Raw genomic sequence first — 14,204 nt, 5'->3', positions numbered from 1 at the left:
ATACATCAAGCTTCAGCAAAACTTGTAAAACCATTATCTTGAGCAATACGAAACATTCGCCATATTTTTTCAGCAGATAAAGGATATTTCATAGACTTTTCTTCTGAAAATTCAGAAGTAGTTTCTAAATTAAGCTCTTGATCATTGACACATAAACTCCAGAGGGCTTTTAGTGTGGGTTCTATCTTTTTACGTGAACCGTGTAACTTCGGTAATAGTTTCTGAATAATAGCAGAGTCAATAATCTCATCCAAAGTCCACCCAGTTTTTAGTTTCTGCCCCAATGATATAAACCGGAATAATTCGTTTGCGGTTCTATATCCAAACTCAGCATGTATACTCTTCAATTCTAAAAAGAATTTTTTCAGGGTATCTATTATAGCTTGTCGGCTTTCAATATTTTGAGGATCTACATCACTATTCGCAATTGTTGTAAAATCGACTGCTTGCGAGGCTCCTTTACCCATGATAGACTTTTTATCTTTAATTGTTGACTTTTGAAAGAAATTGTCTAAATCACTCGGCATAATTCGGAACTCTATAACATTGGCCCGATCAAGGACTTTAGGACTAAACATATAGGTGGTTTCATCTACATTGATAGTTCCAATAATAAACAAATTCTTTGGTAAACCAATGCAAGCAGGCACATCTTCGCTATCCTTCATTAAAGGTATTTTTTCTCCTGATTCCATTGCACTGAGAAAATCTGCTAAATATCTCTCGACATAACTAAGATTCATTTCATCCAAGATTAAGAAATAGGGTTTATCTTTATTTTTATTGGCTTTAAACAAAAGTTCTAATGCACCATTGTCTGGCATTACATATTTACCTGGTTTGATGGCGTTAGGATATCCCAATAAAAACTCTCGATTAGTCCAATCTGCTCCTATGGGCACTACCCGTAGTTGCTCATCATCATTTTCGCAGATCCATTTTGCAAAACAAATAGCTAGTTTGGTTTTACCAGATCCCGATAATCCGCTTAATATTACAAACGGCTTTGTTAACAATGATAAGACAAAACGAGTTACTAATTGCTTTGAGAAGACCAATCCCGTTGATTCTAAATCTTTGACAAAAGAGGACAAATCAAATGGTTGTTGTTTCACTTTTGATTTTGTATCGATAGGCCTTATGTCTATTGCTTTTAATTTTAGTTCCTTTGAATCTATAAGTTCTGAATTTTGAGCATTATCCAAAGTCATTCTATACTCCTGAATTAAGCTTCTTAGATGGGACTCGATGGACTTAAAATCTAACTCTTTTGAAGTGTCATAAACGGTATATACATAAGAATCTTTATATTTCTTCATGACAATTCCTTTTGTTTTAAAATAGTCCTCTACCGTTTCCTTTTCACCGTTTGCTATATTCCACTCAATATGTGGCTTATTCTTTTCACTAATACCATAAGCCAATATCAGAGTATCATACTTTTTGTAAAATAAAAAGACAGGATAAATACCATCGCTCGTTGTATTGCCATTGGCTAAAAAAGAGATCCATGGAACATGAGCATTATTTCCTTGCCCAAAACTGATATCTACCTTTAATCCGTCAAAAGCTTTAAGATAATGTTTAGTTTTTTGATCAGACGTATGAGCCTGTTTTATAAAGCATCCTAATAGTTCTTTAATAGGTTCTTCTGACCCAGTCATAGATTCTTTTGTTACTATTGTAAATCCATTCTCTTCAAGTATTTTAAAGCAAGCAGTCCCAATCCCTCCTTCAAATGTGCTTCTATCCAATGCTACTCCGTTAGCAAAAATATTAGCATAGGATACAACTAATTTTGGCGGAAATCTTTTGCCCTCATAAAGGACATCATACGTAGAAGAATGCGCTTGTGCGGGGATTCCTTCTTTCTCAATCTTATGAATAGCCTTAACGATATGCTCGGGCTTAATGTTCTTAGGTAAATCTTTCATAAATAATCTTTAACTACGCTTTAAATACAAAAATATAACATTTTATTTAGACTATCAGTAAGCCCCCGATAAAATACCCGTTTCGGGGTTAGTGATTTTTGCTGATCTTTGCCGGCAAACTTGATTTAATGAAGCCAATCAGCAAAGGAGAATTTATCATGTTCCTCGAGCGCCAACAGAAAAGCGGGTTAAGCATCAAGGATTTTTGCGAGAACGAGTCGTACACCCGCTCGAGTTTCTATTACTGGAAAAGCAAGTACAGGGGAGTATCCCTATATATAATTCCTCTATTTCTTTTTCATTAATAAAATCTGCAAAAACGCTTTTTTCCTATCTCCCCTGATAACTTAGACGGAGGGGGAAGCTCGCGGGGGCAAAGCCCCATCAACCTATTTGTTCTATGAATGAATCCCATGCTACTTTTTTCTAGTAACGCCGGTAACTGTTACGGCCGTTACAGGCATAAGTAAGATGTGAGAGGATATAAATTTGAGTGAATAATTTAATTTGTACCTTATAGATTAAAATAATATATTTGTGCTTCAGCAGAAAGCAAGCATTTTAAAGAAGAACACTACTGTCCAAAGAAATTTCCCCATAGGTTCAGTTGATCTGAAGCGGGATCATTCATCGGACGTTTTGATTTAACAAACAGTTCTCCTAAAGGCTTCCTCTCAAAGAGTACTTCGCCGATGACGGACGATAAAATATAAAGTTCTTGATCAACATGAAACATCTTCTTGGCAATAGCAAGCAGCAGGTAATCGCAGATGGCACAACATGCAGGAAAAACAGATTGCCGATGAAAGAAAAAAGAAGAAACCGAAAAACGTTTCAGGCGTTAATACAATTGTTTTGAAGTTATTTCCCGCGCCTATCTCTGTTATTTCCCGCTTATGCTTCCCCGCCGTTTGGAAGGCGGAAGCCTGCGAGAATAACCAACGGGACGAGAATAACTTCTACCGTTGCAAGGTAATAAAGCGACATTATAGCATTATATTGAAAAGTATATGATAAGCAAAGATAATATTATTAGATTAAATCACTACATTTGCAAAACACATCAATAATTTGACGAATGGAACTAAATAGATTAAAAGTTGTACTTGTAGAGAAGAAACGCACTGGCAATGGTTAGCTGAAACATCAGGGAAAAATGAAGCAACTGTTTCTCGATGGTGCGCCAATGTTTCTCAACCTTCGCTTGAACCGTTGTTTGCTATTGCAAAAGTACTGAATGTTGATGTAAGTGAATTGCTGATACATTAAAGACTATAGTAAATGGATGTAATTAATGACCCAGTTAATTTGACACATATATGGTAACACATGACCCATCAGAGTACATACGAGGTATTCAGCAAATTTTAATATCAGACAAGAAAAAAATAGGTTTTCTTTTTGGTGCAGGAAGTTCATTAGCAACTAAAAATAAAAATTCTCTTACTGTACCCGCCATCGGTAAAATGACATTTGAAATAATTGAAGATGTTGGAAAGCAAAATGCTAAATACAAAGCAGCATTAGAAGAAATAAAAGATGAACTTGGAGACAGAAACTTCAACATAGAAACTATACTGTCTAATCTTGAGCAAAAAGTTTTATTCATAGGGAAAGGTGTACTGAATTCTATTAGTAAAGATGAGTTTATAGATTTGATTAAAAGAATCAAGAAAGAAGTTAGAGAAAAAGTAAGTATTCATAATATAACTCTGTGCGATATTGTTTCAAAAAAGGAATTTAAACAAATCGTAAAAAAAGACATCGTAAGAGAATTAGTACAAACAGACTTTGCGAATTGGATTGGTCAGGCTGAGAGAAAATATCCGATTGAAATATTCACTACCAATTACGACTTTTTATTTGAGCTTGGTTTAGAGCATCGAGAAATCCCTTATTACGATGGATTTTGTGGCAGCCTTAGAGCCTTTTTCAATCCTGAATCTGTCGAAGATTTTTCGTTTTTATCTAAACAAACAAAACTGTGGAAAATACACGGTTCTTTAGGTTGGCATTATGATAAGGATACAGAAAAGATATTAAGAGTAAGTCCCGATGACGATGATATTTTGATTTATCCATCTACTTTGAAATATAAAGAGTCAAAAAAACAACCTTATGAAAGTTTGATGGATAGATTGTCTAATTTCCTAAAGCAAGATGATGCGATATTGATTACTTGTGGTTATTCATGGGGAGACGAACATATTAACTCACGTATTATTTCGGCATTGAAAACAAATACTACATCACATGTCATAGGGCTGATATATGATAAGTTTGATAAAATTAATAAAAAAGCTAATGTTTCAAAAATAGGATTAGACAACCCTAAGATTTCGATTTATGCTTCACGTAGTGCAGTTATTGGTTGTAATTATGGGGAGTGGAAGTTAAAATCGGAGCCATCAAAAGACGATACTGTAAATCTTAATTTATACTTTGATGAAGATGGTGCGATAGATTCAAGCGGCGAAAAAAATAAAGAAACAAAAGGTGAAGAAATTTGGACAGGAAAAGGAGAATTTATATTACCGGATTTTGGTAAGCTCGTCACATTCCTGAATTCTATGGTAAGCGATAACGAAATAAAAAAGTTTGGAGATAATGTCAAAAAATAGAATAACGGAAATAGGCGAAATAGATAGCATTAGCGGGAATAGCATTTCCGTTAAGTTGTTTGACAATATAAAATCCAATATGCCTATTATAGATGGCGTTGTTTATCGCGTGGGCCAAATAGGTTCGTTTGTAAGAATTCCTTTGGGGTATGCTAATCTCTATGATATTGTTACACAAATAGGTTCTGCTGCAATTCCTGAAAGTTTGAGAGAAGCTGTAGCTAAGGATTATGATATTTTGAAAAACACACGATGGATAAATATCGTTTTAGCAGGCGAACAGGTGGGGAAAAAGTTTGAAAGAGGCATTACACAATATCCGACAACTGGAGATAAAGTCCATTTAGTAACGATAAATGACCTCGATATAATCTATGGAGGGTATGAAGAAGCCAATTCAATTACCGTAGGAAGTATTAGTGTATCAGAAAGTTTAGATGCCAAAATTGAGTTAGATAAACTCATTTCAAGGCATTGTGCTATTGTTGGGTCAACAGGTAGCGGTAAGTCAAATTCAGTATCAGTATTGCTTCAATCTATAGCGAATAGAAATTTTCCAAGTTCAAGAATTTTGGTAATTGACCCCCACGGTGAATATAATGATGCACTTTCAAAACATTCAAAAGTAATAGAGGTAAATTCATCAGATGACGAAAATAAATTACAAATCCCTTTTTGGGCGTTACCGTTTAATGAATTGATGAAAATATTCTCCGGAAATTTGACAGATCAAAACAGAGAATACATTAGAGAAAAGGTTGTAGACGCAAAAATTAAAAGTGCAGAAGATAATGAAATAGCAGTAACGAAAGAATCCATTACTGCTGACTCTCCAATTCCTTTTAGTATAAAAAGACTATGGTTTGAGTTGATTGATTTCGAAAAAAGGACCTTTACAGATTATGCTAAAACAAACTTAACGGAATTAACTACAAAAGGTGATGCAGAAAAACTTATTTCAAACGAATACCCTGCTCCTGGATTGGGAAATAGTGCTCCATTTTTGAATCAAAAAGCTAAAGGTTTATTAAGTTTTTTGGATAGTATGAGAAATAAGTTAAATGATAGTAGTTACAGTTTCTTATTTTCTCCAGGAAAGCTAACTCCAGATAAAGATGGGAAAACAGAAGAAGATTTAGATGCTATGTTTTTGAAATGGCTTGGGAATGAATTGCCAATAACCATCTTAGACTTATCGGGTATTCCAAGTGAAATAACATCTTCGATATCAGGGACTCTTCTGAAAATTATTTACGATGGTTTATTTTGGGGTGTTAATACAAAGGTTGGTGGGAAACAACAACCTTTGTTAATTGTTTTAGAAGAAGCTCATAGTTATTTAAAAGCTGGAGAGCATTCAATATCTTCACGAACAGTTCAAATGATTGCAAAAGAAGGACGAAAGTATGGTGTAGGACTATTACTTGTCACACAAAGACCGTCAGAATTGGATGAAACAGTACTAAGTCAATGTGGTACTATGATTGCTTTGCGTATGAATAACGCAAAAGACAGGGGGCATATTCGTTCCGCTGTTCAAGATGAATTACAAAGTATGGTTGATTTGCTACCAAGTTTGAGAACAGGAGAAGCTCTAATTTCAGGAGAAGCTGTAAAAATACCTTCAAGAGTGAAATTCTTTAAAATTGCAAATGCCCCTAAAAGTTCAGACCCTAAAGCCTCTGAGAAATGGTTGGGAAAAATTGATGATGCAAAAAATGAATATAAACAGTTATTAAAATCTTGGCGAAATAAAAATTATAAAATATGAATATACCCGAAATGACCCCAGTAAGTTCATCTAACATTGATAGTATTGGTTATGATGAACAAAATCAAGAAGTCTATGTGAGATTTTTAAATGGAAGTGTTTATGTTTACACTGGTGTTCCCATACACGAATATCAAAATCTTTTAGAAGCTCCTTCTCACGGCTCTTATTTAAATAGAAATTTCAAAAATGTTTATCCTTACGAAAGAATAGAATAATAATGCTAAACTTAAATCAGCAGTTAAAAAGAGTAGAAGTAAAAGAGTTCGAAATTGAAAACTCAATTGTTTTCAATTACTTTGATAATGTACCTGTATCTGAAAGAGATGACAAGTTACTCCGAGCTATTTATATTGGAGTTTTGGCATTAATGGAGGATCGGATTTCTGCTTTTTTGTCTAAAACGTCTAATGAGCTGGGTACAGAACTTGAAAGTCTCAAAATGATTTTCGAAATGAAGAAGGAACTCTTTTACAAATCTACGATTAAAGGAATTTTGGCTGAAGATGAGATAGCAGAATTCCTAAACAATTATTTCCAAGAAAAACGATTAAAAGATAGAGCTATACTCACAGGAAATACAACAGGAAATCTTGCAAAGAACAAAACCGGAGATATTGTTTGCGACATAAATGGAGATAATAACCTGAAAATTGTCATTGAATGTAAATTCGACAAAAGCATTCGGTTAGGAGATGTTGAATCCAAAGATATTTTTACTCGAAAAATAGATACAGCTTGGAGCCAGTTAATTGAGGCTGAAGCAAACAGAGATGGAAAAGTTAGTATCATTGTTTTTGACAGGTCATTAGTAGATAATTCCATTCTTAAATTCTCTGAAAACGTCGGTTATATTTCGGAAATAGGGTTTATTGTTATTGTAGACTCTCAGAAAGGAGACTATTCAAACTTATCCATAGCCTATATGTTAGCGCGTGATATTGCCTTAAATGCAAAACAAATTGATTTAGACAAGGATTTATTAGCCATTCTTGTAAATCGGATCATAAAGGATATAAATGAAGCTTTATCAATAAAATCGCTTGTATATAATAATATTGAAAATAATAAGGCGATTTTGAAACAATTGGAAAAGTCTATCTTATTGATGGAATTCAATCAAGAATACATGAGGAAATTTTTGCAAGATGGAACATTGACTAAAAAAGATTTACTTGACTTCTATTCAGGTGAAGAAGTGAAAGACAAATTTAAACCTATAGAGAAAGATATAACTGAGTTAGGGAGCATTTAGTAAAAATAGCAAAATACATTGCCAAACAATATGTTTTACAAATACACAATAGTATCAATATGGCAAGGACAAATTTAAAATTTCAGGATGTGTTGATAAAGAATATAGGCATAAATGAAGGTGCATATTTTTTCAAAAGCACAATTAGAGGATCAATAAGTAACAAAATCATTAAGGAACTTTTTTTTGCGATAAAGTTATGTGTTATATGCTAAATAGGGGAATGTAATATTAATTCCGATCTATCCAGTATACAGGTACTAATTTATTTATAATGAACTGAAGAATAAATCTAATAATCAGGACAAAAATTACTATTTTTGCAAAAGTAATTCTAATTAAATCTTTAACATATTCGCCAGTTTTATATTTATATGATGAAAAAAATTATGAATCTTGTGCTGCTAATCATTATAGTATTTGCTCAAGTAGATTGTAATAATAAAAACGACAAACAAAAAGAGACAAAAGACAAGAGAATGTCAATATCTTCTGAAAACTATCAGAAGCTTATAAAGTCTTTTAAAAAAGAAAGTACAGATTTTAATCAAGTTTTGGATTATCCTGTATACTTTGCTGGTGCGTTTATTGATTCTACTGGTATGCTTATTATTAATATTACAGGAGATTCAATAACTGTAAAAAGGGATATTATAGAAAGAATTGGGAATCAACATTTCCTTTTACAAGAAAAAAAATACTCATCTAGAGAATTAATTCAGATAATGGATACTATTAATAAATTTATGCTCGATAGCACAAATCAAAAAATAATACTCAACAACATCGGGATTCACACAGTTGTTTACACTACTCCCCAGTTGTAGGACAGGTATTATCACTTTATTAAGTGCGTTAAGATAAATATCTTCATACAAATTTATACTTATTATTTGGTTTATAATACTTTTCTTTCATTTTATTCGCTGTTTTTTCTTTAGCTCATGGAGCGAAGGCGTAGCCGAAGCGGAATGAGCTAAAAAAAGGCTCTCCCTATCAGGCCGTTTTCAGCCGTCCCGTTCCACATTGGAAGACTTCTATCGGCGGTCGGTAGCCAAGGCTCTGATGGAGCCTGTCGTGATTATAGAACCGGAAGTACCCGTTCAATCCCTTCCACAAACTGTTTCCATCGTCATACGCATGCAAATAGATGTGTTCGTACTTCACACTGCGCCATAAACGTTCAATAAAGATATTATCGATGGCACGACCTCTACCGTCCATACTGATGCGAATCTCATGCCTTTTCAGGCAATCGGTGTAAATATCCGAAGTGAACTGACTGCCTTGGTCAGAATTGATTATTTCCGGTGTTCCATGTACCGAGATAGCCTCTTCGATACAATCCACACACCATTCCGCGCTCATCGTGTTACTCAGGCTCCAGCCCACCACATAACGTGAGTAAACATCGATAATGGCAAACAAATACATAAACCCTTTCGACATGGGAATATAGGTGATGTCAATGGCCCAAACCTGATTCGGCCTGTCAATCTTCAGCCCTTTCAACAAATAGGGGTATTTGTGCCCATCCTTTCCCGGGATAGTGGTCCTTGTGCCCGGATAAAGGGTCTGCCAACCCACCATGCGCATTAACCGTCTGAGCCGTTTACGGTTGATTCTATACCCTAACAGGGTGAGTAAGGGTAGAAGTCGCTCAACACCATAAAATGGAGTGGAAAGATATTGTTCGTCCAACCAACGCATAATCCCCAAATTCTCCTCACTTTCAGGAGAAGGGGTGTAGTACAACCCGCTACGGTGAATCGAAAGCAGCTTGCATTGACGCACTATACTCATCTCCGGAGATTGACGTTCGACCAATTCGCGGCGTACTTCCGGAGGCATCATCGCAGCTTTTTTTTTAACCAGTCATTGTCAACCTTCAATTCCCCTATCTGACGATAAAGTTCTGCTATCAGACGGTCTTTTTCTGATAATTCATCATGCCCGACACTCTTTTCAAAGACCTTGCTTCCTTCTTCCTTGAAAGAACGTTTCCACTGGCTTACCTGATTGGGATGCAAATCATATTTTTTACACAAACTTTCAATGGTTTCTCGTTCTTGCAATGCTTCCAACGCTACTTTGGCTTTAAATTCAGCACTGAATTTTCTCCGACTTCCTTTATTCATAATTCTTTGTCTTTTACGCACAAAGATACTACTTAACTTCTTGTCCTAATTTTGGGGAGTATTATAGTTTTATCTGATCAAAGAAATAAAATTATAGTCAGACTTGCTAAACTCAATGCTGAGAGCATAAAAGCATTTAAAGATATAATATATTGCTCGCCTGCTATTGAGTTTGAACAATCTCCCGGTCTTGCCTCACTCGATTAAAAATTAGCTAAAGTAAATTTTGGAAACTACAGAAGTGAGTTTTCTTTAAGTTCTTTGTTCGGCAGTGCAAGAGGTTATAAGTAAGGAGGATTTTAAAAAAGACTTTTGTCGATTATGTATCAACGATAACACACTATATTGAGGTAGAAAATGATACTCCAAAAGTTATCTTTGGAAGGAAGTTGAGAAAATTTGTAAATGACTCCTTCTAATAAACTATAATTTCATGTAGCTATTAGAGTGTTTTTACTTTGTTGCTGCCACAACTGTTCGGTGGCAACGGAATAAAAGAGCATACGTAAGAAACATCAAAACTCACTCTAATGTTTTGTTTTGTTTCCAAAATGCACTATATTTGCAGCACAATAGAAACAAAACAAAAAAATGACCTTTCTGGAATTTAAGGATAAAATGTTCGATTTGGCATGCTTCAATATCTATCAGGTATATGCATGGCAACCGGATTTTGACCGGAATAACCTTACCCGGTGGGTAAAGAAAGGATATCTTATCCGGTTACGGCAGGGATATTTTACTTTTTCAGAATATAAGAACAAGCCAGATTATTCCCTTTATTTTGCCAACCGGATTTATCGTCCGTCCTATATCAGTCTGCACACGGCATTGTCATTTTACGGAATGATACCGGAAGCAGTGGTACAGATTATCAGTATAACCACACTTAAAACGACTTCTTTTGTCAATGACTTTGGAGAATACTCTTATAAGAAAGTCAAAGAAAATCTGCTATTTGGGTATGACTTAAAGCCAATGGCGGACAATCGTACCATACAGTTTGCCAAACCAGAAAAGGCATTGCTTGATTTACTGTATCTTTATCCATTTTACGATAGCGAACAGGAATTGGAAGAATTACGTTTGGATGAAGATTATCTGCACGATGATTTAAATAAGGATTTACTGATGTATTACTGCGTTAAGTTTCAAAACAAGGCGCTTGACCATCGGGTAAAGTTGCTTTTAAAAACTTATGATTTATGATACAGATTGAACAGATAAAGAATTATTTTCCGACACAAATGCGTGGAAATTCGGGATTCGATAAGCACATACTGAAAGAGTATTTGCAGTTGACGATTCTGGATTATCTTTCTTCCACGCCATACATCCAAAAGATGGCTTTTATCGGTGGAACAAACCTGCGTTTGGTAAAAGGAATAGATCGGTTCTCCGAAGATTTGGATTTCGACTGTAAAGACCTGTCGAAAGACGAGTTTATTGAAATGACAAACGGAGTAATCCTGTTTTTGGAACGTTCAGGGCTGAGGGTAGAAGCAAAAGATAAAGATAATCCGAAGCTAACAGCTTTCAGGCGCAATATCCATTTCCCGGAACTCTTGTTTGATTTGGGATTGAGCGGACATAAGGAAGAACGCTTTTTAATAAAGGTCGAAAGCCAAGACCAAGGGATTGTTTATCCTCCGGTTATCAGAAATATCAAAGGGTGCGGATTTTTTTTCCCGTTTCCTGTTCCTTCTGATGGAGTATTGTGTAGTATGAAAATTGCAGCCATGTTAGCTCGCGCTAAAGGACGTGATTTTTATGACCTGATGTTTTTGTTGGCACAGTCTAAACCGGATTATGATTTTCTATCAAAACGTTGCGGAGTACATAATTTGCGTGAATTCAAGCAGGTTACAACCGAACTCTTGAAAACAATAGATTTGAAGAAGAAGCAAAAGGACTTTGAACACTTACTATTCAATAAATCGAATAGCGAGAAGATTCTACTATTTGGGGAATTGGTAAATTCATTAATGGAATAAAGCAAAATTTAAGGGGACTTTTTTCAGAAAGATATGGTTATATAAAACCATCAGAGGTCATTATAAGAGAAAAAATTACTCTCAAAATTCAAAATGCAATTTGTAGTTATTATGATAGACTACAACATGATTTATTTTATGCAAAAGGTAGTTATGAAACAGTGTAGATACCTTATTTAAAATTGTTATATTTGCTAATTCTTTAAGGAGATGGTGAAACGATAGATGTCTTTAATTATTAATGAACTTTCTTTAGTAGAATCTTAATGTGAATCAAGAAAAAAGCAATGGTATGAATAAAGTGAAAGAGAAGATAGATTTTGAGAATATTGTCTCAAAATATAAAGCAAACAAAAAGCAATACCCTGATAGATATATCGACTTCTGTAAACAACAAAAATCGTTAGTTGATGCTATTGAAGTGGCAGCGAAATCAATTAATGCTCAAAACAAAATCCATAGTCACCAGAGACGTATTGGGCGGTTGACACTAAATATTTTTGCAGAGTTGCTAAAAACAAAAGAGGAAGAGATTTCTCTTGCTAAGTCTTTTGACAAGCTCCTATCTATCATTTTAAGTGTAAGATTAGCAGGAGTAGGCGAGTTAGCCTATTACGATATTTCCACTCGGATAGCGGCATATTTAAAACTCAATATTGAAAACGTTTATATGCATGCCGGAACGAGAAAAGGTGCAAGAGAATTGCTTGGTAATAAGATAAATGGGAAAAAATTATTTCTTTGAATGAATTTCCGGATGAATTAGTTCGCCATGGTTTAAGCGCCTCGGAAATGGAAGATTTACTCTGCAAATCTAAAGATCATTTTACCAATAATCATCAGAAAACGCCTCAATCCTGCACGAAAAAGACAAGTGTAAAGGGAGGATGCTGTTGACAATCTGTTTTCAATTCCATATTATATCACAAATACCTATAAAGTGCTCCCCTACGTCCAAAAAGAGAGAGCTAAAAAATGGAGAGAGTTCGATAAAAAAGAAGTAATTCTGTCAAAAATGAGCACTTTAACAAATAAGTGAATATAATCGGAATATCTAAGCCGGAGACATACATAAATAAGCCGCCTATTTAATTTAGAACTCATCAAGATGTAATTCATATATAAAAAATTCATAGTTATGCTAGACAAATTCAAGAAATATCTAATTGAAAAAGGCTATAAATTAACAACACCGTCAGGAAATCCTTCAACGGTGTATGATTATGTTAACCGTGTTCGTCAAGTTTGTAACAGAGAAAATATATCTGAAGAAACATTAGCACAAAACATTAATTTATATGTCAAAAAGTATGATATTAATGGGCAAGAAGCTGAATTTGGCAAGCAAAGTCATTATTCAGTAATTAATGCGTTAAAGAGGTTCGAAGAATTTACTGAGACCTTAGAACAATTTTAATATTTTTTCCCGGGAGTATCCCTTAACTGTGTAAGTTGGTAATTGGAGGGTTGAAGTCCAGATATGCGTGATCCACGAAATACGCAACGGCTGCCGCTATGTGGTCTGTAGGGACAGGAAGGTGTTTTCCGTCGATATGAAGCGAATATATGATCATCCCCAGGGAGGCGACAGAAGCCGCCCTGAATGACTTTGCAGCCAAATGGGAAAGCAAGTATGGCTATGCAGTCAAATCATAGCTCGACAACTAGCAGGAACTGACCAACCTTAAACAATAGTATGTTGAATCGGTATTTGTCTTATCTAGATTTTAAAAATCTATAATATATGAAGCTGATTGACCTGTTCTAGTCGTTTTCAAAGCAAACGGTTCTTGATTTTTTGCAACATATATTGCAACTGTTGGTTCTCCATTTTCAACTTGAACCTTACAATTAAATCCTTTTTTTACAGGACCGTATGTTTCTTCCCAATGTCTTGTTTGGTAATTATTTTTGGTGTAATTTCCTTGTGGTGTAGTAACCGACCAATTGCTAAAAATTCTCGGATAACTACTAGAAATAACATACTTTACATAGTAGTTGTCGTTCATTGCTGTTTCATTATTATCATCTATTTTTATTTCTTCTTTATTACAAGAAGAAAAGATGAAGATTATTAAAACACTAATTATCATTAGTGTTTTTGTCAAAATACTTTGTCTTAGAAAATGGGGTTTCATCTTGTTTTTATTTTATGTCCTTTGAAATAGTCTATCTACTGTGATTGTTGCGCTTTGCGTTGTCCACTGCTGTCGCTTAACGGGTGGGCGTTTGCCGAAGAGGCGGAATAGAAACCGTAGAGCCTCGAACGGTAGCTTACGTGAGCAAAAGCCGTTTTGATTTTGCTAAATTACAATTTTAAAGCAAATAACAAACAGATTTTGCGAATAAAAAAATGAGAAAGGGAAATAATAAACATAGAAGCCTATACATACGAGGCAATAATAAAGCATCATCAACCATTATTGCTATGAGTTTAGGTAATTTTCTGCAGACAAATCAGAGAAAGCTTTAGTAGCATCACCCAGTGTAA

General features: G+C 34.7%; 13 protein-coding genes and 2 pseudogenes. 11 read left to right on the top strand and 4 right to left on the bottom strand.

The genetic code is table 11. From position 1 onward, the window contains the following. Positions 1-5: 5 nt before the first annotated feature. Positions 6-1,934 carry an MrcB family domain-containing protein gene (locus tag ABNK31_RS05635; protein WP_418894722.1) on the bottom strand — a complete coding sequence of 643 codons (1,929 nt, stop codon included), beginning with the start codon at positions 1,932-1,934 and terminating at the stop codon, positions 6-8. Positions 1,935-2,062: 128 nt separating this feature from the next. On the opposite strand from ABNK31_RS05635, the pseudogene tnpA reads away from it, so the two are divergent. The 7 genes and pseudogenes from tnpA to ABNK31_RS05600 form a co-directional block, all read left to right on the top strand. Next, a pseudogene (gene tnpA / locus ABNK31_RS05630) lies at positions 2,063-2,194 on the top strand (IS66 family insertion sequence element accessory protein TnpA); the annotation flags it as partial. A gap of 818 nt (positions 2,195-3,012) precedes the next feature. Beyond that, a pseudogene (locus ABNK31_RS05625) lies at positions 3,013-3,203 on the top strand (helix-turn-helix transcriptional regulator). Between the two features lie 50 nt (positions 3,204-3,253). Next, positions 3,254-4,555, top strand: coding sequence for an SIR2 family protein (locus tag ABNK31_RS05620; RefSeq protein WP_418894721.1), 1,302 nt, complete (start codon positions 3,254-3,256; stop codon positions 4,553-4,555). Continuing rightward, positions 4,542-6,326 carry an ATP-binding protein gene (locus tag ABNK31_RS05615; RefSeq protein ID WP_418894720.1) on the top strand — a complete coding sequence of 595 codons (1,785 nt, stop codon included), beginning with the start codon at positions 4,542-4,544 and terminating at the stop codon, positions 6,324-6,326. Before ABNK31_RS05620 ends, ABNK31_RS05615 begins: the two co-directional genes overlap by 14 nt. Next, a complete protein-coding gene (locus ABNK31_RS05610; RefSeq protein ID WP_418894719.1) occupies positions 6,323-6,544 on the top strand; it encodes a KTSC domain-containing protein in 222 nt (73 codons plus the stop codon). The genes ABNK31_RS05615 and ABNK31_RS05610 overlap by 4 nt, the downstream gene beginning before the upstream one ends. Before the next feature lie 2 nt (positions 6,545-6,546). Then, on the top strand, positions 6,547-7,581 hold the full coding sequence (locus ABNK31_RS05605) for a hypothetical protein (RefSeq protein WP_418894718.1): 1,035 nt from the start codon (positions 6,547-6,549) through the stop codon (positions 7,579-7,581). 374 nt (positions 7,582-7,955) lie between these two features. After that, positions 7,956-8,408 (top strand): hypothetical protein, encoded by a 453-nt coding sequence (locus ABNK31_RS05600; RefSeq protein WP_418894717.1) that lies wholly within the window; start codon positions 7,956-7,958, stop codon positions 8,406-8,408. Between the two features lie 169 nt (positions 8,409-8,577). Here the strand turns inward: ABNK31_RS05600 and ABNK31_RS05595 are convergent, their stop codons facing one another. Together ABNK31_RS05595 and ABNK31_RS05590 are read right to left on the bottom strand one after the other, a co-directional pair. Then, positions 8,578-9,435, bottom strand: coding sequence for an IS3 family transposase (locus tag ABNK31_RS05595; protein ID WP_418892547.1), 858 nt, complete (start codon positions 9,433-9,435; stop codon positions 8,578-8,580). After that, entirely contained in the window at positions 9,432-9,719 is a 288-nt protein-coding gene (locus tag ABNK31_RS05590) for a transposase (protein WP_418892548.1), read from the bottom strand. Before ABNK31_RS05590 ends, ABNK31_RS05595 begins: the two co-directional genes overlap by 4 nt. Before the next feature lie 591 nt (positions 9,720-10,310). Between ABNK31_RS05590 and ABNK31_RS05585 the strand changes: the two genes are divergently transcribed. The 4 genes from ABNK31_RS05585 (at position 10,311) to ABNK31_RS05570 (ending at position 13,130) form a co-directional block, all read left to right on the top strand. After that, a complete protein-coding gene (locus ABNK31_RS05585; RefSeq protein WP_418894716.1) occupies positions 10,311-10,928 on the top strand; it encodes a type IV toxin-antitoxin system AbiEi family antitoxin domain-containing protein in 618 nt (205 codons plus the stop codon). Continuing rightward, positions 10,925-11,713, top strand: a complete 789-nt coding sequence (locus tag ABNK31_RS05580; RefSeq protein ID WP_418894715.1) for a nucleotidyl transferase AbiEii/AbiGii toxin family protein — start codon at positions 10,925-10,927, stop codon at positions 11,711-11,713. Before ABNK31_RS05585 ends, ABNK31_RS05580 begins: the two co-directional genes overlap by 4 nt. Positions 11,714-12,005: 292 nt before the next feature. After that, a complete protein-coding gene (locus tag ABNK31_RS05575; protein ID WP_418894714.1) occupies positions 12,006-12,458 on the top strand; it encodes a hypothetical protein in 453 nt (150 codons plus the stop codon). 393 nt (positions 12,459-12,851) lie between these two features. After that, positions 12,852-13,130, top strand: coding sequence for a hypothetical protein (locus ABNK31_RS05570; RefSeq protein WP_418894713.1), 279 nt, complete (start codon positions 12,852-12,854; stop codon positions 13,128-13,130). A gap of 310 nt (positions 13,131-13,440) precedes the next feature. Here the strand turns inward: ABNK31_RS05570 and ABNK31_RS05565 are convergent, their stop codons facing one another. After that, entirely contained in the window at positions 13,441-13,851 is a 411-nt protein-coding gene (locus tag ABNK31_RS05565; protein ID WP_418894712.1) for a hypothetical protein, read from the bottom strand. Positions 13,852-14,204: the final 353 nt, after the last annotated feature.

The organism is Limibacterium fermenti (assembly GCF_041902845.1).
GTDB lineage: Bacteria > Bacteroidota > Bacteroidia > Bacteroidales > Dysgonomonadaceae > Limibacterium > Limibacterium fermenti.
The sequence above is the reverse complement of the archived record's forward strand: the minus strand, read 5'-3'. Positions and strand labels throughout refer to the sequence as shown.